The organism is Kaistia geumhonensis (genome assembly GCF_030815145.1).
GTDB lineage: Bacteria > Pseudomonadota > Alphaproteobacteria > Rhizobiales > Kaistiaceae > Kaistia > Kaistia geumhonensis.
In genome coordinates this window covers 1,997,658-2,019,423 of the sequence record NZ_JAUSWJ010000001.1, presented here as the reverse complement: position 1 = coordinate 2,019,423, position 21,766 = coordinate 1,997,658, and the positions used below count along the sequence as shown (strand labels likewise).

17 protein-coding genes are annotated in these 21,766 nt (G+C 69.5%); 11 read left to right on the top strand and 6 right to left on the bottom strand.

Annotation, left to right across the window (positions count from 1 at the left end; genetic code table 11):
• Positions 1 to 4: 4 nt before the first annotated feature.
• On the bottom strand, positions 5 to 1,924 hold the full coding sequence (locus QO015_RS09510) for a sigma-54-dependent Fis family transcriptional regulator (RefSeq protein WP_266279814.1): 1,920 nt from the start codon (positions 1,922 to 1,924) through the stop codon (positions 5 to 7).
• Positions 1,925 to 2,168: 244 nt separating this feature from the next.
• Here QO015_RS09510 and adh point away from each other — a divergent pair, with 244 nt between their 5' ends.
• From adh to QO015_RS09490, 4 genes are all read left to right on the top strand, one after another.
• Positions 2,169 to 3,689, top strand: coding sequence for an aldehyde dehydrogenase (gene adh, locus QO015_RS09505; RefSeq protein ID WP_266279815.1), 1,521 nt, complete (start codon positions 2,169 to 2,171; stop codon positions 3,687 to 3,689).
• Positions 3,690 to 3,843: 154 nt separating this feature from the next.
• Entirely contained in the window at positions 3,844 to 4,233 is a 390-nt protein-coding gene (locus QO015_RS09500; protein WP_266279816.1) for a DUF779 domain-containing protein, read from the top strand.
• Positions 4,234 to 4,273: 40 nt separating this feature from the next.
• Positions 4,274 to 4,522, top strand: a complete 249-nt coding sequence (locus QO015_RS09495) for a BrnT family toxin (protein WP_266279818.1) — start codon at positions 4,274 to 4,276, stop codon at positions 4,520 to 4,522.
• The gene (locus QO015_RS09490; protein ID WP_266279819.1) at positions 4,519 to 4,815 is read left to right on the top strand and encodes a BrnA antitoxin family protein; all 297 of its coding nucleotides are present in this window, start codon (positions 4,519 to 4,521) and stop codon (positions 4,813 to 4,815) included. Before QO015_RS09495 ends, QO015_RS09490 begins: the two co-directional genes overlap by 4 nt.
• Positions 4,816 to 4,818: 3 nt before the next feature.
• Here the strand turns inward: QO015_RS09490 and sthA are convergent, their stop codons facing one another.
• Positions 4,819 to 6,219: a Si-specific NAD(P)(+) transhydrogenase gene (sthA, locus tag QO015_RS09485; RefSeq protein ID WP_266279820.1), complete on the bottom strand. Its 1,401-nt coding sequence runs from the start codon at positions 6,217 to 6,219 to the stop codon at positions 4,819 to 4,821.
• 196 nt (positions 6,220 to 6,415) lie between these two features.
• Here sthA and QO015_RS09480 point away from each other — a divergent pair, with 196 nt between their 5' ends.
• From QO015_RS09480 to QO015_RS09465, 4 genes are all read left to right on the top strand, one after another.
• A complete protein-coding gene (locus QO015_RS09480) occupies positions 6,416 to 7,225 on the top strand; it encodes a CDP-diacylglycerol diphosphatase (RefSeq protein WP_266279821.1) in 810 nt (269 codons plus the stop codon).
• A 65-nt stretch (positions 7,226 to 7,290) separates the two neighbouring features.
• The gene (locus QO015_RS09475; protein WP_266279823.1) at positions 7,291 to 7,809 is read left to right on the top strand and encodes a DUF6790 family protein; all 519 of its coding nucleotides are present in this window, start codon (positions 7,291 to 7,293) and stop codon (positions 7,807 to 7,809) included.
• Positions 7,810 to 8,128: 319 nt separating this feature from the next.
• The gene (locus QO015_RS09470) at positions 8,129 to 10,048 is read left to right on the top strand and encodes an autotransporter assembly complex protein TamA (RefSeq protein ID WP_266279824.1); all 1,920 of its coding nucleotides are present in this window, start codon (positions 8,129 to 8,131) and stop codon (positions 10,046 to 10,048) included.
• A complete protein-coding gene (locus QO015_RS09465; protein ID WP_266279826.1) occupies positions 10,048 to 14,337 on the top strand; it encodes a translocation/assembly module TamB domain-containing protein in 4,290 nt (1,429 codons plus the stop codon). The genes QO015_RS09470 and QO015_RS09465 overlap by 1 nt, the downstream gene beginning before the upstream one ends.
• A gap of 21 nt (positions 14,338 to 14,358) precedes the next feature.
• Here QO015_RS09465 and gltS read toward each other — a convergent pair whose 3' ends face one another.
• Positions 14,359 to 15,567 carry a sodium/glutamate symporter gene (gene gltS, locus QO015_RS09460; RefSeq protein WP_266279828.1) on the bottom strand — a complete coding sequence of 403 codons (1,209 nt, stop codon included), beginning with the start codon at positions 15,565 to 15,567 and terminating at the stop codon, positions 14,359 to 14,361.
• On the bottom strand, positions 15,564 to 16,562 hold the full coding sequence (gene glsA / locus QO015_RS09455; RefSeq protein ID WP_266279830.1) for a glutaminase A: 999 nt from the start codon (positions 16,560 to 16,562) through the stop codon (positions 15,564 to 15,566). Before glsA ends, gltS begins: the two co-directional genes overlap by 4 nt.
• A 203-nt stretch (positions 16,563 to 16,765) precedes the next feature.
• Between glsA and QO015_RS09450 the strand changes: the two genes are divergently transcribed.
• The gene (locus QO015_RS09450; RefSeq protein WP_266279831.1) at positions 16,766 to 17,269 is read left to right on the top strand and encodes a DUF1993 domain-containing protein; all 504 of its coding nucleotides are present in this window, start codon (positions 16,766 to 16,768) and stop codon (positions 17,267 to 17,269) included.
• A 52-nt stretch (positions 17,270 to 17,321) separates the two neighbouring features.
• On the opposite strand, the gene QO015_RS09445 is transcribed toward QO015_RS09450, so the two are convergent.
• The gene (locus QO015_RS09445; RefSeq protein WP_266279832.1) at positions 17,322 to 18,179 is read right to left on the bottom strand and encodes a hypothetical protein; all 858 of its coding nucleotides are present in this window, start codon (positions 18,177 to 18,179) and stop codon (positions 17,322 to 17,324) included.
• A 220-nt stretch (positions 18,180 to 18,399) separates the two neighbouring features.
• Between QO015_RS09445 and QO015_RS09440 the strand changes: the two genes are divergently transcribed.
• Together QO015_RS09440 and QO015_RS09435 are read left to right on the top strand one after the other, a co-directional pair.
• The gene (locus QO015_RS09440) at positions 18,400 to 19,122 is read left to right on the top strand and encodes a response regulator (RefSeq protein WP_266279834.1); all 723 of its coding nucleotides are present in this window, start codon (positions 18,400 to 18,402) and stop codon (positions 19,120 to 19,122) included.
• Positions 19,119 to 20,399, top strand: coding sequence for an ATP-binding protein (locus QO015_RS09435; RefSeq protein ID WP_266279835.1), 1,281 nt, complete (start codon positions 19,119 to 19,121; stop codon positions 20,397 to 20,399). The genes QO015_RS09440 and QO015_RS09435 overlap by 4 nt, the downstream gene beginning before the upstream one ends.
• Here QO015_RS09435 and guaD read toward each other — a convergent pair.
• Positions 20,388 to 21,761: a guanine deaminase gene (guaD, locus tag QO015_RS09430; RefSeq protein WP_266279836.1), complete on the bottom strand. Its 1,374-nt coding sequence runs from the start codon at positions 21,759 to 21,761 to the stop codon at positions 20,388 to 20,390. The genes QO015_RS09435 and guaD overlap by 12 nt on opposite strands.
• Between the last annotated feature and the right edge of the window lie 5 nt (positions 21,762 to 21,766).

Genomic DNA, 21,766 nt, shown 5'->3' with positions numbered 1-21,766 from the left:
CCGATCAGGAGGCGCGGCTTCTGGCCGGTTGGCGGGTCTCGGGACCGCTGCCGCGCCAGATCAGCCTGCGATAGAGCGTCGATCGGTCGATGCCGAGCTTCTTGGCCGCGCGAGAGACATTGCCGCCGCTTTCCTCGACCGCCCGCGCCATCGCTTCGAGCGTCAGCGCCGAGAGGCTGCCGTCGCGCATCGGCTCTTCGGCGGGCGGCGAGGCCGATCGTACCGCCGGCAGGGAGCGCGACCGGATCTCGTCCGGAAGGGCGGAGACAGGGAGCGGGCGTCCCGGCTCGGCCAGCGCGATCATTGCCCGGAGCAGCCCCGCCAGCTGGCGGAAATTCCCCGGCCAGTCATGGGCGGCGAGGAGGTCGAGCGTCTCGCCGCCGAGATCGACGCCGATCGCGTCGCCGCCGAGCCCCGACCAGAGCCGCGTGATGGCGCCGCGCCGGTCGGCAAGGTCGCGAAGCGCCGGCAGCTCGACCACATATTGCGCGATGCGGAAATAGAGGTCCTGACGGAAGCTGCCCCCTTCGACGAGGGCCGCGAGCGGCCTGTGCGTCGCGCAGAGAAGCGCGAAATCGACGGGAACCGGGGCACCGCCGCCGAGCGGGCGCACCTGCCGCTCCTGCAGGACGCGCAGGAGCCGCCCCTGCGCGGCGAGCGGCATGTCGCCGATCTCGTCGAGGAAGAGGATGCCACGATCCGCCTGGCGCACGAGGCCAGGCTGGCCCTGCCGGCGGGCGCCGGTGAAAGCCCCCTCCTCATAGCCGAACAGCTCGGATTCGATCAGGCTTTCGGGCAGGGCTGCGCAATTGACGGCGACGAATGGCGCGGCGCGGCGGGCGCTCCCCGCGTGGACGCGGCGGGCGAACACCTCCTTGCCGGCGCCGGTCTCCCCATGCACCAGAACCGGAACATCGGCATCGACGAGGCGGATGGCCCTGTCGAGCGCGGCGAGCGTGGCGGTGTCGAAGACGGGTTCGATCGTGTCGGCCGCCGGCAGGCGGGCCGTGGTCCGCACGGCGCGCGGCCCGGTCTGCGTCGGCGGCGTCAGCCGGCCATGCAGGATCTGCCCGTCCGGGCCGCGAATCGGCCGAAGATCGGCGGAGGGCTCGACCGCTTCGAGGATTTCGCCGAGCCGCGCCTTGTCGAGCGCCGACCAGTCCAGCTTCAGCAGCGACAGTCCGCGCTTGTTGCCGGCCACCAGCCTGTCGCCGTCGAAGACGAGAATCGCCTCGCGCGCCGTCCCGACGAGGTCCGCCTCTTCGTGGAAACGCAGGATCGCGCAGGTCTCGAAGCCGCGCTCGAAAAGCCGATGCTCGATCTGCTCGACCGCGAGCCGCACCAGCCCAAGCGCATGCACATGCCGCACCGAGGCATGCCCCGACATGTCGAGCACGCCGGCGAGCTGGCCGCGCGGGTTGAAGATCGGCGCGGCGGCGCAGGTCAGGATGCGGTGCGGTTCAAAGAAGTGCTCGGCGCCATGCACCCCGATCGCCCGGCGCTCGACCAGGGCCGTGCCGATTGCGTTGGTGCCGATCGCCGTCTCGCTCCAGTCGACCCCCGGCCGCAGCGCGACGCGGGAGGCGCGGCCGGCGAATTCGGTGTCGCCCATCATCTCGAGTACGAGGCCGTCGCCGTCGGTGAGGATCACCACGCTGTCTGTGAGGCGGGCCTCCTGACGCAGCGCCGTCATCTCGGGCCGCGTGATCCGGCGCAGGATCTCGTAGCGTTCCTGTTCCTCGCGCAGCGCCGTGAGGCTCATCGGCTCGACCCTCGGCCGTTCGCCGACATCGAGACCGTGCGAGGAGCAGCGCTGCCACGAGCGCAGGATGGGCGCCGCCACCAGTCCTTCCGGTGACGCGCCCTCGACGAAAAAGCGCCTGCGCGCGGCCTGGACAGTATCCGCCGTTGCGACCGTCGCCATGATCGTGTCCTCCCGGCTGTGGCATCCTGCAACACATGTCGCGTGCTGCCCCAGTCCTTGCCGAGACTGTTGCACCGATTTGCGCTTCTCGTCCACAGCGACCGATTGCTACGGCGCGATATCCTTCGCCGTCTTGATGTTCATCAATCACTTACCGCTGTGCAGCACCGAATAATCTTGCCCGAGGAGCCTGCTGGCATGGCCGCTGCAATCGGGATGGGCGTGTTCAGCATGGGAGGAAACCATGAACAAGCCCGAATTCCTCGGCCAGGCATCCGCTGCGCCGTTCAAGCCGCGCTACGAGAATTTCATCGGCGGCCAGTGGGTCGCTCCGCTCGGCGGGCGCTATTTCGACAACACCTCGCCGATCAATGGTCGCAAGATCACCGAGGTACCGCGCTCGCAGAAGGAGGACGTGGAGCTGGCCCTCGACGCCGCCCATGCCGCGAAGACGGCCTGGGGCCGCACCTCCGTTGCCGCGCGGGCGCTGATCCTCAACCAGATCGCCGACCGCATCGAGCAGAATCTCGACCTGCTCGCGCTCGCCGAGACCTGGGACAACGGCAAGCCGATCCGCGAGACCACGGCGGCCGACGTGCCGCTCGCCGTCGACCATTTCCGCTACTTCGCCGGCGCGATCCGCGCGCAGGAGGGCTCGCTCTCCGAGCTCGATCACGACACGGTCGCCTATCACTTCCATGAGCCGCTCGGCGTCGTCGGCCAGATCATTCCGTGGAACTTCCCGCTGCTGATGGCGGTCTGGAAGCTCGCCCCCGCGCTCGCGGCCGGCAACTGCGTCGTCCTGAAGCCGGCCGAGCAGACGCCGGCATCCATCCTCGTCCTCGTCGAGCTGATCGCCGACCTGCTGCCGCCGGGCGTGCTCAACGTCGTCAACGGCTTCGGCCTCGAGGCCGGCAAGCCGCTCGCCTCGTCGAACCGCATCGCCAAGATCGCCTTCACCGGCGAGACGACGACGGGCCGGCTCATCATGCAGTATGCCAGCCAGAACCTGATCCCCGTGACGCTGGAGCTCGGCGGCAAGTCGCCCAACATCTTCTTCTCGGATGTGGCGGCGGCCGACGACGACTTCTTCGACAAGGCGATCGAGGGCTTCGTGCTGTTCGCCTTCAACCAGGGCGAGGTCTGCACCTGCCCGAGCCGCGCGCTGATCCAGGAAGACATTTACGACCGCTTCATGGAGCGCGCGCTGCCGCGCATCCGCGCCATCAAGCAGGCGAGCCCGCTCGATCCCTCGACGATGCTCGGCGCCCAGGCCTCGGGCGAGCAGCTGGAGAAGATCCTCTCCTATATCGACATCGGCAAGCAGGAAGGCGCCGAACTGGTGATCGGCGGCGAGCGGGCGATGCTCGAGGGCGAACTCGCCGGCGGCTACTATGTCCAGCCGACCGTCTTCAAGGGCCACAACCGCATGCGGATCTTCCAGGAGGAGATCTTCGGCCCGGTGGTCTCGGTCACCACCTTCAAGACCGAGGAAGAGGCGCTCGCGATCGCCAACGACACGCTCTACGGCCTCGGCGCCGGCGTGTGGACGCGCGACATGAACCGCGCCTATCGCTTCGGCCGCGGCATCGAGGCCGGCCGCGTCTGGACCAACTGCTACCACGCCTATCCGGCCCATGCGGCCTTCGGCGGCTACAAGCAGTCGGGCATCGGCCGCGAGAACCACAAGGCCATGCTGGACCACTACCAGCAGACCAAGAACCTGCTCGTCAGCTACAATCCGAAGAAGCTCGGCTTCTTCTGATCGAAGTAGGGAGGCGGGTACACCCCGCCTGACCTTCGATCCGGGCGGGCGCCTGTGTCCGCCCGCATGGACCGGGGCATTCCAGCCCCTTGCGGATCGCCGGGCCGGATATCCACCCGCCGCGCATCCACGGACTCTGGGACAGGAGGGACGATTGGCCACGACCATTCCCCGCGTCACCGCGACCCCTGCCGCCATCTCCCTCCTCCGCACGCTGCGGCAGGACTACGGCGACATCCTGTTCCACCAGTCCGGCGGCTGCTGCGACGGGTCTTCGCCGATGTGCTACCCGAAAGGGGACTACATCGTCGGCGACAGCGATATTCGGCTCGGCGAGATCGACGGCGTGCCGTTCTTCATGTCGGCCTCCCAGTTCGCCTACTGGCAGCACACCCAGATCATCATCGACGTCGTGCCGGGCCGCGGCGGCATGTTCTCGCTTGAGAATGGCCGCGAGCTGCGCTTTCTCACCCGCTCGCGCCTGTTCGACGACGCCGAACTGGACGCCCTGGCCCCGATCGTCACGGCCGGTCAGGCGGGGTGAGGGCTTGACTGCCGATTTATTGTAACTACATTAAATCGGCATGGTCATCCTGTGGGACGAGCGCAAGCGCCTGGCGAATATCGACAAGCACGGGATCGACTTCGCCGACATCGCGCCGGAGTTCTTCCTGCATGCGATGGTGGTCCCTGCGAAGCTCGGTGGAATGATGGCCATCGGGCGCCGGGCGGACGGCGCGCTGGTCGTCGTCTTTGCCGAACTGGGTGCCGAAGCGATATCGATCATCAGCGCGCGTCCCGCCAGCCAGAAGGAGAGGGAACTGCTGCGATGACGGACCCAAAGGAATTCAAGCCGGGACGCGGCTACGGCAAGCAGGACTGGGACGACGTCTCCGACAATCCGGAATGGACGGAGGCCGACTTCGCGAAGGCTCGGCCATTCGCCGAGGCCTTTCCCAAACTGGTGGAGAGCATCGAACGGACCCGCGGCCGCCCGCGGGCGGCGGTCCCGAAGAAGCAGATCACGCTTCGCCTCGACCAGGACGTGATCGACGCTTTCAAGGCCTCCGGCCCGGGCTGGCAAAGCCGGATCAACGCGGCTTTGCGCAAGGCAGGGGGTCTTTGAGCCTCACCGCTGCATGCGGTTCCAGGCGTCGAGGCCGGCGATCTTGTAGGCCTCGGCGAGGGTCGGGTAGTTGAAGGTGTTCTCGATGAAATAGTCGATCGTCCCTTTGAGGTTGAGCACCGCCTGGCCGATGTGGATCAGCTCGGTCGCACCCTCGCCGACGATATGCACGCCGAGCAGCCGCCGGCTCTTGGTCGAGAAGATCATCTTCATCATGCCGGAGTTGAGGCCCATGATGTGGCCGCGCGAGGTCTCGCGGAAGCGCGCGATGCCGCATTCGTACGGGATCTCGCGCTTGCGGACTTCCTCTTCCGTCATGCCGACCGTCGAGATCTCCGGCACGGAATAGATGCCGTAGGGGAAGAACTCGGGCGGCGGCGGCGGCTGCAGGCCGAAGGCGTGGCAGGCCGCGACGCGCCCCTGTTCCATCGAGGTCGAGGCGAGGCTCGGAAAGCCGATCACATCGCCGGCTGCATAGATATGCGGCACGGATGTCTGCATCGTAGCCGGCTCGACGACGATCCGGCCGCGGTGATCCGTCTGGATGCCGACGGCTTCGAGGTTGAGCGTATCCGTCGCGCCGACGCGTCCGGCGGCGAAGAGCAGCATGTCGGCGGTGACCACACGGCCATCGGAGAGCTGCGTCACCGTCTTGCCGGTGTCGCTGACCTTGATCGACTGGACGCCGGCGCCGAGCCGCAGGGCGACATTGCGGTCGCGCAGCTCGTGCATGAACTCCTCGATCAGCTCCTTGTCGATGAAATCGAGAAAGCTGCTCCTTGGCTCGATCAGCGTCACGGCGACGTCGAGCGCGCTGAAGATGGTCGCATATTCGACGCCGATGACCCCCGCGCCGACGACCGCGAGGCTGCGCGGCAGCTTCGGCAGTTCGATGATCTCGTCGCTGTCGAAGACATTGACCCCGTTGAAGGGAACATAGTCCGGGCGGAACGGACGCGTGCCGCAGGCGATCAGCACATGGCCGGCCCGGTAGACGCGGACCTCGCCATTCTCGCTCGTGACCTCCACCTCATGCGCCGAGACAAAGCGCCCGGCGCCGTTCGCGGTCCAGACGCCGTTGCGGTTGAACTGGTGCTCGAGCACCTCGACCTCGTGGTCGAGCGTCTTGTGCAACCGCGCCATGAGGTCGGCGGCGCTGATGTCCTGCTTCACGCGGTAGGAGCGGCCATAGAAGCCGCGCTCGCGCCAGCCCGAGAGGTTGAGCACCGTCTCGCGCAGCGTCTTCGAGGGGATCGTCCCGGTATGGACCGATACGCCGCCGACGCGCCGCCCCTTCTCGACGACGAGCGCGGTCTTGCCGATCTTGGCCGCCTGTACCGCGGCGCGGCGCCCGGAGGGGCCGCTGCCGATGACGATCAGGTCGAAGTCGTTGGTGGCGATCATGAGGGTCCGCTGCGTGCGCGTCACGAGGAGGGGCCGCGGCGTCAGTCCCGCGGCAGGAGATTGCGATTCCGCACGGAATGCGCAGGATCGGTCTGCGCTGCCGCCGGTTCCGCCACAATTCGGAGCAATCGGCATGCCAGAGCACGCTTTGCCGCCGGCTCGATCATCGGCCGTGCAGTTGACAGGCCGATGAACCATGCCTCACGCCCTTGCCGCCGCACTCTCTCGCCAGCCGATCCGGGCCCGGCGGGCGCTGCTGGCGCTGATCGCGGCTCTGGCGGCCACGGCCGCCGTATTCGGCGCGATCGAGCCGATCGAGGCGCATGACCGGAGCGCGCTGGCGACGGCCGTCCGAAGCTGCGCGGTGGCGATGAAGACGCTGCACACGCCGTTTCCGTGCCTGTCGGTCTCGACGGGCGACCACACCGCCGTCATCCGCCCGCCGCTGGCGAAAAGCGAGGTGCTGCTGGTCCCGACCGTTCCGGTAACCGGTATCGAAAGCCCTGTCCTCGTCGCGCCCGATGCGCCGGATTATCTCGCGGAGGCGTGGGCGGCGAGGAGCTATGTGCTTGCGGCGCTGCCGCGCGACCCCGGCCCGAACGCGATCGGCATGGCCGTGAATTCGCGCCCGACCCGCAGCCAGGACCGGCTGCACATCCATGTCGACTGCCTCCAGCCGAGCGTCATCGCGGCGCTCGACCGCTATCGCGGACGGCTGGGCACCACGTGGACGCGTTTTCCCGTTCCGCTCGCCGGAGGCCGGTACCTTGCGCGCATCATCGGCGAAGGCGACCTCGTGGCGAAAAATCCGTTCCGCCTGGTGGCGAACGGCATTCCGGGCGCCGCGCGGCACATGGCGGACATGACGCTCGTCGTCGCGCCAATCTCGCGCGCAAACGGGCGGCCCGCATTCGCGCTCATCGCCGCGGACACCGAAGACGGCGGCCGCACCATGGGCGAGAAACTGCTCGACCACACTTGCCGGATCGCGCGCGCCGCCGGATGATCCCCGAAACCGGAGAACGATGGTTCGGGGACCCTCGTCCGGCCTGAGGAGCGGGGAGGGTTCCCATGTCGTCGGCCATCGGGGCGGTGATCGCCTTCGTGCTGTCCAATTTCACGCTGAGCTTCCTGGTGCTCGGCCTCGTGGTGGCGCTCGTCGTCATCGCCCGCGCGCGGCGGCCGCGTCCGCCCGGCTTCGTCGTCGAGACGCTTCTCGCCTGCTACTGCTTCTTCGCGGTGGGCGTGACCTTTCTCTACAATTTCGTGATGCACTGCTTCTTCGGTGCGATCGCGGCCTCGTTCATCGGCTGGGCCGACAGCCCGTTCCAGTTCGAGGTCGGAACCGCGAGCCTCGGCTTTTCACTCGTCGGGTTCCTGGCGGCCTTCCGCGGCTTCGACATGCGCCTCGCCGCCGTGCTCGGCACCTCGGCCTTCCTGCTCGGGGCCGCCGGCGGCCATGTCTACCAGATGGTCACGGCCGGGAATTTCGCGCCCGGAAACGCCGGCATCATCTTCTGGACCGATATTCTCGTCCCCGTCATCGGCTTCGTCCTGCTCACCCTGTCGCGGCGGCATCCGGCGCGTTGAGGAGACATTCGCCGCCGTTGCCGGACGGCCACAGGAGCCTTCCGACACCACCAAAAGGATGATGAAGGTCGCGCCCGGCGCCGCTTCGCGATAACTTGCCAGCCCGGCGGAGCAGATCGCGGGGAAAAGCAAAGTCGATCGGCGAGGATCTGTTGCTGTTGCTATACCCGACATTAACCGCGATCACGCATAGAACGGTCAGGCAGCGATGCCGGCCGGCGGCTTTGTATTGCGCGCGGACAGGTAAGGCGTTCTCTTGACGGACTCGACGCTGAGAGGGACTGGCAGACAGCGTCGACCGCGCGGCGGACGGGCGGTCATGCTCGCGGCCCTTCTGGTCGCGGTCGGGTCCGGCGCCGCCGTCGCCCAGGATTCGCCGAGCTTCGTCGACCGGATCCGCGGCCTGTTCGGCCAGAAGGTCGATCGCGAGCCGGTGGTCGACGCCGTTCCCTATACCGTGACCGTCGATGTCATCGATGCCGGCCGCTCGCTGCGCGGCGCGATCCGTTCGGCCTCCAACCTCCAGCAGATGCGCCGCTCGCCGCCCTCGGGCGCCGCCGGGCTGCTGCGCCGGGCCCGCTCCGACTTCGATCTCATCACCGCCGCGCTGTATTCCGAGGGCTATTACGCCGGGCAGATCGCCATCACCGTCGCGGGCGTGCCGGCGAACAGCGACGGCGCGCTCGCGGCGATCGAGGCGGCCCGCGCCGCCGGCCCGGTGCCGGTCACCGTCACTGTGACCCCCGGCCCGATCTTCACCTTCGGCGAGGTCCGCCTGCTCGATGCCGGCAGCGGCAAGCCGATCGCCGACGTCCCGCCGCTCCGCAGCCTTGGCATCATCGAGGGCCGCACGGCGCAGTCGAGCGCGATTCTCGCCGCCGAGAGCCGCATCACCAGCTTCTATCGCGACCGTGGCTATGCCTTCGCGAAGATCGTCGACAAGGACGTGGTTGCCGATCATGCCCGGCGCGTCGTCGATGTCGATTTCTATGTCGCGACCGGGAATCCCGTCACCTTCGGTCCGGTCACGGTCTCCGGAACCGAGCGGCTGAAGCCGGGCTTCGTCGAGAAGCGCGCCGCCCGCTATATCATCCCCGGCGAGATGTTCTCGCAGAAGCGCCTCGCCGACACCCGCCGTTCGCTCCTGAAATATGACGCGATTTCCGGCGTGCGCATCATCGAGGGCGACACGGCCGATGCGTCGGGCCGCGTGCCCATCGATATCGAGGTGACCGAGCGCAAGCCACGCTATATCGGTTTCGGAGCCAAATATTCGACCACCGACGGTGCCTCGATCAATGGCTACTGGGGCCACCGCAACCTGTTCGGCGGCGCCGAGACGCTGCGCCTCGACGGCCAGGTCTCGTGGTACGGCAATGTGCCGGACGCCGTTCCGGACGCGAACCCGTTCGGCTACCGCTTCACCGGCACCTTTACCAAGCCCGGCATCCTGACGACCGCCGACGATCTCGTCATGCAGGCAGCGGTGCTGCGCGAGGTGACGGATGCCTATATCCGCGAGGCGGTGACGTTCCAGGCCACCGTCCGCCGCACCGTCAGCGACCAGCTCCAGTTCGAGGGCGGGATCGATCTCGAGGCCTCGAACGTTCAGGACAGTTACGGTACCAACGACTACAACATCGCCGGTGTCCCGCTGTCCGTGACCTATGACACGACCGACAATGCGCTCGATCCCACGAAGGGCATCCGTGCGACCGGAACCGCCGAGCCCTTCCTCTATCTCGGCGAAGCCGGCGCCGGCCCGGTGATGGTCAAGGGCCAGTTGTCGGGCTACAAGTCGCTCGACCAGGACGACCGCTACATCATCGCCGCCCGCATCGCCGCCGGGTCGATCATCGGGGCCGGCCTCTTCGACGTGCCGCCGCAGCGGCGCTTTTATGTCGGCGGCGGCGGAACGCTGCGCGGCTTCAATTACCAGTCGCAGAGCCCGCGCAACGAGCAGGGCGACATCGTCGGCGGCCTGTCCTATGTGGCCGCCTCGGCCGAGGCGCGCATCAAGGTCACGGACACGATCGGCCTGGTGTCCTTCGTCGATGCCGGTGCGGCATCGGCCGGCAGCACGCCGGAATTCAGCGATATCGGCGTCGGCGTCGGTCTCGGCCTGCGCTACTACACCGCCATCGGACCCGTGCGCCTCGACGTCGCCGTGCCGGTCGCCAACGAGGGCGAGGACCAGGCCGGCTACGGCGTCTATCTCAGCCTCGGGCAGGCGTTCTGATGCGGGCCGCGCGCATCATCGCCGGCATTCTCGCCGGCCTCGTCCTGCTCCTGGTCGTGGCGGCGGTCGGCGCCTTCGCCTTCATCCAGACCGAGACCGGCAAGCGCATGCTCGCCGACCTCGCGAGCAGCCTCGCCAGCCGCAACGGACTCACGGTGACCGTCGAGGGCATCACCGGCTTCGTCCCGTCCGATCTCGGCGTCGGCCGGATCGTCGTCGCCGATGCCGAGGGCCCCTTCGCGACCGTCGACGACCTTTCGCTCGCCTGGAACCCGCTGGCGCTGCTCTCCGGCCGGATCGATGTCAGCCGCGTGGCGGCGGACCGCGTGGCGATGGATCGCCGGCCGGTGCTGCCGCCGAGCGAGCCGGCGGCGCCCGCCTCTTCGTCGTCGATCCCCATGCTGCGGCTGGTGCTCGGCGATCTCGACATCCGCTCCGTCGTCCTCGGCAAACCGGTGGCCGGTCTCGCGGCGGAACTCTCCGTCAAGGCCTCGGCGCGGCTGGTCGATCCGGCCGAAGGGCTCGATCTCGACTTCGCCGTCAGCCGCATCGATGCCCCCGGAACGGTCAGGGGCAGCGCCCGCTATGTGCCGGGCGAGCCTTCCGATCGCCTCGACCTCGACGTCACCGCCTCCGAGCCGGCCGGCGGGCTCGTCGCGCGCCTCGCCCGCATCGAAGGTCTGCCGGCGCTGTCGCTCACCATCAAGGGCAGCGCGCCGCTCGACGACTGGCAGGGGACGCTGGCGCTCGACGCCGGCCCGTCGGGCCAGCTTTCCGGCACCGGCGCGGTCAAGAGCGCCGACGGCGGCCGCCGCATCTCGCTCGATCTCGGCGGCACCGTGCAGGGTCTGGTCCCTGCGACCGTCAGCCCGCTCTTCGCCGGCCATACCGACCTCATCGGCTCGGCGATCTATGACGCCGAGGGCCGCATCAATATCGAGGGCCTCAACCTTTCGGCGGCCGGCTTCGGCGTCGCCCTGCTTGGCACCGTCGATCCGGCGGCGGGTACGGCGGTCGTAACCTTCGACGTCGTCGGCGGCGCGGCCGAACATTTCGCGACCCTCGCGCCCGGCATCGGCTGGACCGGATGGCGGCTCAATGCACATCTCGCCGGCCCGCTGCGGCTTCCCGCCATCGACGCGACGCTGAGCGCCGAGGGCCTGACCGGCCGCGGCTACGGCGTCGGCAAGCTCGACCTCACCGCCAAGGGAACGCCGGACGGCGACCTTCTCGGCGTCACCATCGACGGCACCGCCACCGGCCTCAGCTCCGATCAGCCGAGCGTCGCCGCCGCGCTCGGCACCAGTGCGAGCTTCACCGCCTCGGCGAGCATCTCGCCGATCGGCCAGACGCTGACCGCGGCCTCGGTCAAGCTGACGCCGCTCGAATTCTCCTTCGTCGGCTCCGCCGGCACGGATGCCGTGAAGGGCGTCATCAAGCTGCCGCGGCTCGATCTCGCCGCCTTCTCCTCCCTCACCAATCGCCCGCTGCGCGGCTCGGTCGCGCTGGGCGGCACGATCGACACCGGAACCGCCTTCTCGTCCATCGCGCTCGACATCGACGGCACGGCGAAGGACGTCGCGCTCGGCATCGATCGCGTCGACGGCTTCCTCTCCGGCGAAACCAGGTTCAAGGGCGCGCTCGCCCGCGCCTCCGACGGCACGATCGCGGTGCGCGACTTCACCGTCGCCGCGAACGGCCTCGACCTGACCGTTGATGGCGGCATCGCGCAGGCGACGGCCGATCTCACCGCCAGGCTGGCGCTGGCCGATCTCGGCCGGCTCGATCCGCGCGTGAAGGGCGGCGCGAAAGCCGAGCTCCGCTTCACCGGCGGCCTCGATGCGCTGGGGCTCAAGGGACGGTTCGACGTCGCCTCGGCCGAGGCGATGGGCAAGCCGGTGCGCGATCTTGCCGTGACGGTCGACCTCGCTGATCTGACGGGACGGCCGGGCGGCAGCGTCACGCTGGCCGGCATGGTGGCGGACCGGCCGGCCAGGGGCAGCGCCCGTTTCACCACCGAGACCGACAGCCGGCGGATCGACGATCTCGACCTCTCGGTCGGCAGCGTCCGCGTCACCGGCGCGGCGGCGCTCGCGAACGACAACATCGTCGATGGCCGTCTCGTCGTGGCGGCTGCCGATCTCACCGATCTCGCGCCGCTCATCCTGACCGAGATCGGCGGCAGGCTCGATGCGACCGTGGTTCTCGATCGCGCGGGCGGGGCACAGCGCGCAGCGGTCAAGGGCCGGGCGCAGAATGTCCGCTTCGCCGGCAACCGGCTCCAGAGCGCCGATGTCGATCTCACGGTCGTCGATCCGACCGGCACGCCGGTGCTCGACGGACGGGCGACGCTTGCCGGGCTCGACGCCGGCGCGCAGCGGATCGACCGCGCGACGCTCACCGCGCAGAGCCGCGGCAGCGCCACCGACGTGTCGCTCGAGACCGCCGTGCTCGGCGCCTCGCTCACCGCCCGCGCCAACATCCAGCCGGCCGGCGCCGCGACGCGAATCCGCCTCGACCAGTTTCGCCTCGCCCGCGGACCCTCGGTCGTGACGCTGTCGCAGCCGGCGACGATCACGCTGCAACAGGGCGGCGTCGCCATCGACCGCCTCCAGCTGGCGACGGGCGGCGGCGGCGCGACCATTGCCGGCCGTGTCGGCAGCACGATGGATCTCACCGCCGACATCCGCAACCTGCCGCTCGCCGTCGCCGCGCTCGTCGCTCCGGACCTCGATCCGCGCGGCACGCTCACCGGCAATGCCCGCATCACCGGCTCCGCGACTGCGCCGGCCGGCAATTACGACATCCGCGTCGCGCGGCTCTCCACGGCTGAACTCGCCGCCAAGGGCATCGGCCCGTTCGACATCGCGGCGCGCGGCACGCTCGGCGGCGGCCGCGTCACGGTGGACGCGACCGTCAACGCCCCGTCCGTCTCGGGCCTAACGGTGCGCGGCTCGGCGCCGATCGCCGCCGGCCAGCTCGATCTCAGGATCGCCGGCGGCATCGACCTCGGCATCGCCAACACCTTCCTCGCCGATCAGGGCTCGACGCTGCGCGGCCGCGCCACGATCGACATGACGGTGCGCGGCACATCGGCGGCGCCCGCCGCCAGCGGTACGATCCGCGTCGCCGGCGCCAGCTACACGGATTCGGTGAACGGGCTGACGCTGACCAATATCCAGGCCGTGCTCACCGGCTCCAATTCCAGCATCGTCGTCAGCCAGCTGACCGCGGCGACGCCGCGCGGTGGCAGCGTGACGGGCAGCGGCAATATCGGGCTCGATCCCGCGCGCGGCTTCCCGGCCGATATCCGCCTCACCTTCAACCGCGCCAACATCCTCTCGAGCGACCTGATCAACCTCGTGACCAGCGGCCAGCTCCAGGTGGAGGGGCCGGTGGCGACGCGACCGCGCATCACCGGCAAGCTCGACGTGCTGCGGCTCGACATCAACATCGCCGACAAGCTGCCGGGCGGGCTCGACCCCTTGCAGGTGCGCCACATCAATACCGGCGGCAAGAGCTCTCCTTCGCAGCAGGGCCTGCGCGCGCAGTCCAAGCAGCGCGCGGCGGCGACGTCGCGCCGCGAGGCGCAGCCGCCGGCCTTCGCTGCCGATCTCGATCTCACCATCGCCGCGCGCAACGCCGTCTTCGTGCGCGGCATGGGCATCGACGCCGAGTTCGGCGGCGACCTGACGCTGCGTGGCACGACGGCCAACATGGTGACGCTCGGCGGCTTCGAGCTGCGCCGCGGCCGCTTCGATCTGCTCGGCCGCCGGCTCGACTTCACGGAAGGCCGTGTCACGTTCGAAGGCAACACCGATCCGGCGCTCGATTTCACCGCCTCGACCACCACCAGCGACGTGACCGCCTCGATCATCGTCTCGGGCCGCGCCTCGGCGCCCGTGGTCACCTTCACCTCGTCGCCGGCTCTGGCCCAGGACGAGGTCCTGGCGCGCATCCTCTTCGGCCGTTCGATCTCGACGCTGAACGCCAGCCAGGCGCTGCAGGTCGCGCAGGCGGTCGCCACATTCTCCGGTGGCGGTCCCGGCGTGCTCGATCAGGTCCGCCGCTCGCTCGGCGTCGATTCCTTCGACGTCGACACGACCGGCCAGGTGGGCATCGGCAAGCGCCTCAACGACCGTGTCTATGTCGGCGCGCGGCAGGGTCCGTCGGCGAATTCCGGCAAGGTGACGGTGGATGTCGACGTGACGCGCAACATCCGCCTTCAGGGCGCCGCGGGCGGCGACGGCTCCGGCGAACTCGGCATCGGCGCCCAGTGGGATTACTGAGGCCGCGTCCGGACCGGATCGCTAGCGCGCCATGAAGCCGATGGCGAAGGCGTTGGCGATGTCGATGAAGAAGGCGGAGACGAGCGGCAGGATGATGAAGGCGCGGGCAGCCGCGCCGTGCAGCTTGGTGACGGCCGTCATGTTAGCGATCGCCGTCGGCGTGGCGCCGAGGCTGATGCCGGTGAATCCCGAGGAGATGACGGCGGCGAGATAGTCGCGGCCCATCATCGGGAAGACGACGAAGATGATGTAGGCGACGGCGGCGATGGTCTGCGCCGACAGGATCACCACCAGCGCCGGGCCGAGCTCGCCGATCGTCCAGAGCTGCATGCTCATGAGCGACATCGCCAGGAACACGTTCAGCGCGAGGTCGGAGATGAGCGCCAGGGCGCGGCTCCGCGACGGCCAGACGAGGCGCGGCGCGAGCCGCGGCACGAGATTGGTGGCGACGATCGCAACCAGCAGGCAGACGACGAACATCGGCAGCTTGATACCGGTCGCCTCGACGACATCCTCGAGCGCATAGGCGACGAGGATCACGACATTGATGACGAGGATGGTGCGCAGCAGGCTGACATGGCTGATCTCGTCCTGGCCGGGCGGCGCTTCGGCGGGCAGGCCGACCATCGGCGTCTCGCCGCCGGCCGGGCCGGAGAGACCGTGGCGCCGGATCAGCAGGCTGGCGATCGGCCCGCCGACGAGGCTCGCGACGACGAGGCCGAGCGTCGCCGTGGCAATGCCGATCTCGAGCGTGTTGGTCAGTCCGAAACGGGCGTTGATCACCGGCGCCCAGGCGATCGTCGTGCCATGACCGCCGATGAGGGAGGCCGAGCCGACAAACGGGGCGATGCCCTCGGGCAGGCCGAGCAGGCCAGCGCCGCCGACGGCGATGATGTTCTGGATCACGAGATAGACGAGCGTCAGCGCCAGCAGAACGACGAGCGGCCGGCCGCCGGCGACGAGATCGGCGAGCTTGGCGTTGAGCCCGATGCCGGTGAAGAAATAGAGCAGCAGCATGTCGCGCGCGGCGAGGGTGAAGGACAGCTCGATGCCGAAGAGCCGGTAGGCGGCGAGCGTCGCCAGCGCCGCGATCAGCCCGCCCGTCACCGCCTCGGGAATGTTCCAGCGCTGCAACTGCGGGACCAGCCGGTTGAGGCCGGATCCGGCAAAGAACACCACGATGGCGATGGTGAAGGTCAGGAGGCCGGGAACCAGGATCGACGTCGTCATCGCTTCCCTCGCATGCTTTCGGTCGCCGCCGGTGCCGAGGCGAACAGGTCGAGCCCGAGCGCCTCGGCGAGATGGCGGGCCGCGGCCTGGCCCTTGACGCTGTTGCCGGCCCCATCGAGCCGCGGCGCGAAGCTGCCGAGCGCACCCTTGCCGGGCGCGACGGTGACGATGCCTCCGGAGATGCCGCTCTTGCCCGGCAGGCCGACATCGAACAGCCAGTCTCCGGAGGTTTCGTAGAGCCCGGCCGTCGTCATCACGGCCAGCGCATGCCGCGCGCTTTCGGGGCTGACGACGCTCTCGCCCGTCAGCGGCTGCACCCCGCCGCCGGCCAGCGTGGCGCCCATGGCGGCGAGGTCGCGCGCGGTCACCTTCAGCGAGCATTGCCGCGTATAGAGCTCGACCGCGTCGACCGGATCGCAGCCGAGGCGCCCGAAGGTCGCGAGCAGCTGGCCGATGGCCTTGTTGCGCGTGTTGGTGAGGCTGGCCGAGTGGTAGACCTCGTCGTCGCGCTCCAGCGCACGGCCGGCGAAACGCCTGATGCCGGCCTCGATGAAGCGCCACTTGGCCTCGACATCGCCGCCGGGGACGAGGCTCGTCGCCGCGATCGCGCCGGCATTCACCATCGGATTGGTCCGCCCCTCGCGCCCCTGCTCGATCGCCGCGAGCGCGTTGAAGGGGAGGCCGGTCGCGTTGACGCCGATCGCCTCCCGCGCTTCCTGGCCGCCGATGGCGTCCGAGAGCAGCGCGAAGACGAAGGGCTTGGAGACGCTCATCAGCGAGAACGGATGATCGGCGTCGCCCGCCGCGTGAACCCGTCCCGAGACGCCGACGATCGCCAGGCCGAAGAGATCGGGCGGCATCGCGGCCAGCGCCGGATAGATCTTGATCGTGTCGCCGGCGCGGTCGTCGCGATAGCGGCGATGCGCTTCCTCGACCGCGGCGGCGACGGTCTCCGGCGGCGGCAGATGGCCGGTCGAGACGGGCGCGGCGTTCATGTCCCGCGCGCCCGGTCGCCCGTCCCCTTGCAGCGTCCGCCCGCCAAGAAGCGAAGACCAGCCCCAGTCACAATCGGCTCCTGCATGTCGGGTCGCTCCGGCGCAGCGGGAGCGCTGCGAATCGAGCCTCTCGATGCCATATCCCTGCTGGCCGGTCTTGTCAGCAGGACCGGATGCAGCCGCCAGCCTCAAAGGAGCCCGGCATGAGCTTTTCGATCTACGACATCACCATCCCCGTCTTCCGCCGCGGCTTCACCGTGCTGTCGGCAGTCCTCGACAAGGGACTCGCCCATGCGAGCGCGGAAGGCGTGGATCCCGCGACCTATGTCGAGGCGCGGCTTGCCCCCGACATGCTGCCGCTCTCCGGCCAGGTCCAGCGGGCGAGCGACACCGCCAAGGCCTGCGCCGCGCGGCTGACGGGGCTTGCGGCGCCGAGCTTCCCGGACGAGGAGACGAGTTTCGAGGAGTTGCAGGCGCGCATCGGCCGCACCGTCGACTATCTCGCCAGCGTCGATCCGGCGGCCTTCGAGGGTGGCGAGGAACGACAGGTGACGCTGCGCTCGCGCGCCGGCGAAACGCCGTTCGTCGGCCGCGACTATGCGCTTCAGCATGCGCTGCCGAACTTCTTCTTCCATGTCACCACCGCTTACGGGATCCTGCGCATGAAGGGCGTTCCCGTCGGCAAGCGCGACTATCTCGGCTTCTAGAAAAAGAAACGGCCCCCTCCCGGAGGAGGGGGCCGCTCGGACCTGACGGGCCTCAGCCGGGCTGTGGGGCGGACTCCGGCGGAGTGGCGTCGTCAGGAAGGTCGGGGGCCGGCGGGGCGTCGTCGGGCTCCATCATCGGCATCATGTCGGCGCCGTCGTCGCCGGGACCGCCCATCGGGCCGCGACCGTCAGGCCCGCCCATGCGCTCGGCGGGGCCGGGGCCGTGATGCATCGGGCCGCGCCAGTCCGGACCGCGTCCCTCGGGTCCATGACCGCCGGGGCCACGTCCTTCGGGGCCACGCCCTTCCGGTCCACGTCCTTCCGGTCCATGGCCGCCGGGTCCGCGTCCGCCCCAACCGGGCATCGGCGGGCGGGGCATCAGCGTGATCGAGCCGAGCTTCTGCAACTGGTCGGGTGTCAGCTTGGCCTTCAGCGCCGCGATGGCGGCCACGAGCGCATCCGCCTTGGCGGCGCGCTCCTTGATGCGCTGCGCCATCCGCTCCTCGCGGGCGAAGGCGCGATCGGCGGCGCCATCAGGCCCGGCCGACTGCGGTCCGCCCATCGGCGGGGCAGGCGGCGGGGCGGGCGGTGCGAAGAGGTCGATCAGCGCGCTGGTATAGGCGCGCCACGCGTCGAGCTGGTCGGCGCGGATGCCGATCAGCGTCTCGGCCGCGGACAGTCGCTCGGCGATCCGCATGCGGAATTCCTGGCCCCTCGGTCCGGGTCCCCACATGCCGGGACCGCCGCGCGGCGGCATCGGGCGCGCGTCCGGGCGCATATCCGCTCCCTTGCCGGGGCCGGGCTTGGCGGGAGCCTCGGCGACGCGGTCGGGCGCGGGACTGGTCGTCACCGCGAGCGCGGGCGTTCCCATGATCAGGGCGGTCGCAAGTGCTACCGGCAGGCGTTTCATGTTCAACCTCCTTGGCTGCTCCACAGCGCGGCGAAGCTATCGACGAGTCTTGTCGAGACATCGTCCAGGCATGACGAAGCCTTGCCGCCCGGGTGATTGTTGTTGCGGAAGATTGCTGGCGCGGGCGCTGACAGGATTGGTTACCAATGCATCCGCTATTGGATCTTTCGAGGCGCTATGCCTCGCATCGGCAACCCCGTTCGCGCTATGAAGTTCCCTGATGCAGATCACGCCTCACGTCCTCGTCGTCGATGACGACCTCGAAATCCGCAAGCTGCTCGGCCGCTATCTCGACCAGCAGGGCCTGCGCGTCACGCTGGCCGCGGACCGCCGGGAGCTCGAGGAGAAGCTCACGACGCAGCAGATCGATCTCGTCGTGCTCGACGTGATGCTCCCCGACGGCTCCGGCCTCGACATCTGCCGGCAGCTGCGCGACCGGCGGCCGCATATCCCGGTCATCCTGCTGACGGCGCTGAAGGAGGATGTCGACCGCATCATCGGCCTCGAGATCGGCGCCGACGACTATGTCGGCAAGCCGTTCAATCCGCGCGAACTGCTGGCGCGCATCCGCGCGGTTCTTCGCCGCGTCTCGGACGTCGCCGAGCCCCCGGCCGTCGATGCCTACAAGTTCGCGGGCTTCGTCGCCTCGCCGACCAGCCGCTCGGTGATTGATCCCGACGGGCAGGACGTCGTGCTGACTGGGGCCGAGTTCGACCTCCTGCGCGTCTTCCTCGACCGGCCCGGCCGCGTCCTGTCGCGCGATCAGTTGCTGGACCTGACTCAGGGCCGCGAGGCCGACCCGCTCGACCGCTCGATCGACGTGCTGATGAGCCGGCTGCGGCGCAAGCTCGGCGACGGCGGCTCCTTCCAGATCTTCAAGACGGTGCGCAACGGCGGCTACCAGCTCTCGACGCGCGTGGAAGCGATCGAGGCCCCACGGTGAACACGCTGCGCCTGCGCATCGCGGTGCTGGTGATCTGCGCCATCGTCGCGGTGGTGGGCCTCGCCACCTTCGTCGCGATTCTCGTCATCGGCCGCCCCGGTCCCGAGCGCATGGTTCAGGATGCGGCGTTGCAGGTCGATCTCATCGCGCGCCTCGCCGAGCAGCTTCCGGACGATTTCGAGCCCGATTCGGTCAAGAACAGCCTGCGCGGCATGCAGTTGCTGACCGAGCCGGCACACGGGCCGGTCGACCAGCGCCTGACCGACGTGCTGCGCTCCGAGCTCGCCCGTATCGGCCAGCCGCGTCCCGTGCTCGTCAGCCAGCCGGTCCCCGATGCGCCGATGATGGTCTCGGTGCCGATCGTCAGCCAGGGCTGGTGGATCGCGATGCCGCTGTCCGCGAGGCCCCCGCCCGCCCGTGCCGGCTGGTTCATCCTGCTCGGCTGGATGTCGGCCATCATTCTCGGCGCCGCCGGCATCGCCATCGTCATCTCCAACCGCCTGACCCGCCCGCTGCAACTGATCGAGGGCGCGATCGCGCAGGTGGGGCCGGACGGCACGCTTCCCGTGCTGCCCGAGATCGGCACGGGCGAGTTCAAGGCCACCGCCAAGGCGCTTAACCGCCTTTCGGCACGCCTCAAGACGTCCATGGAGAGCCGCATGCGCCTCGTCGCGGCCGCCGGCCATGACCTGCGCACCCCGATGACCCGCATGCGCCTGCGCGCCGAGTTCGTCGCCGACGAGGACGATCGCGCGCTCTGGCTGCGTGACCTGGAGGAGCTCGACCGCATCGCGGACAGCGCCATCCGTCTCGTGCGCGAAGAGGCGACGCCGGCCGAGCGCGAGCGGGTGGAACTGGGCGGGCTGCTGCGCGAGGTGACCGGCGAACTCGCCGCGCAGGGCATGAAGCTCACCACCGGCGCGATCGCGCCGGCCGAGGTCGCCGTCGCGCGGCTGGCGCTGACGCGGGCGCTGCGCAACCTGTTCATCAATGCCGCGACCCATGGCGGCGGCGGCACGGTCTCGTCCGAGGTCGCCGGCGGCTTCGCCGTGGTCACGGTGCGCGATCAGGGGCCGGGCATCCCGGAATACCTGATTTCCTGCGTCTTCGAGCCCTTCTTCCGGGTCGATCCCTCGCGCCGTCAGGCGGTGCCCGGCGCCGGGCTGGGACTCGCGATCGCCAAGGAGATCATCGAGCGCAATGGCGGCTCGATCGTCGTCTCGAATGCGCGCGGCGGCGGCTTGCTGCAGGAGGTCCGCGTTCCCCTAGCCGCCTGAGGCCGCCCCGGCGACCGGCCGTCCTGCGACCCAGACCGTCGCAAGATTGGCCCGCGTCGCGGTGTGGACGATCTTTTCGAGATAGTCCTCCTCGCCGTCGACATCGTCGAACAGCCGAAGCGTCGAGCCGGGCGCGTCGGGATCGACGAGGATCGCGTCGAATTGCCTGCCCGCCGCGAAGCTCCCGACCGGCAGGTCCAGCGCATCGGCACCGCCGGCGGTGGCGAGGTGAAAGGCGAGCGGAACATCGATCCGCGAGCCGGGCCGGCCGCGCCGCTCGGCCGGTACGTCCGGGTCGACGCCGGTTTCCAGCATGCGCGAGGCGGTGATCGCCATCCGCTGGGCGTCCAGCATGGACGAGATGGGCCCGCCGGAAATGTCGGTGCCGAGCCCGACCCGGACGCCCCGCGCCAGCGCTGCCCGGAGCGGGAAGACGGAATTGGCGAAATAGGCGTTGGAGAGCGGGCAATGCGCGACCGCTGCGCCGCGCGCGGCGACGCGGTTCATGTCCTGCGGCGTCAGGAAGTTCGAATGCGCCAGCACCGTCCGCCGCGTCAGCAGGCCAAAGCGATCCAGCATCTCGGCGTCGGTGCGGCCGTGGCGGGCGAGGACGTAGCCATGCGCCCAGTCGCTTTCCGAGCAGTGGGTCTGGACATGGCAGCCGCATTCGCCGACCAGCGCGCCGAGCCCTTCGAGCAGTGCATCGGTGCAGGCCGGAATGAAGCGCGGCGTCGCGACGGCATGCACCAGCCCGTCATTGCCCTCCAGCCTGCCGACCTCCCGGATCAGCGCGCGCGTTCCCTCGATGGCGGCGTCGGCGTCGGCGTCGCGGTAGAAGGCCGGGCAATTGTCCGGATGGTCCATCGCGACCTTGCCGACCAGCGCGCGCTGGCCGAGTTCGAGGCAGATCGCGGCGAGGAGCAGCGTCGCCTCGCCGTGCAGCGTCGCGAAATAGAGCGCCGTCGTCGTTCCGCCGGCGAGGAGGTCGCCGACCAGCAGGCGGTAGCTGCGCTCGGCGAAGGCGAGGTCGGCATAGCGCGCCTCGAGCGGGAAGGTGTAGCGGTAGAGCCAGATCTCCAGCGGGACGTCGAGCGCCTTGCCGAGCTGGGGATATTGCGGCGCGTGGATGTGGAGGTCGACGAAGCCGGGCAGCACGGAGGCGCGTCGCGGCAGCTCGACGAGCGTTCCGGCATCGCGGGCGGCGCTCAGCCGGTCGGCGTGGCCGCTTTCGGCCGGCGTCGAGACCGCGCTGATCGTGCCGCGCTCATCCACGGCCACCAGCGCGTCCGACAGGATCTCGATCCCGTCCGGCCGTGGCGCATGGATGAAACGGCCCCGTATCGTCCTGCCCCGCGCATCCATAGCCC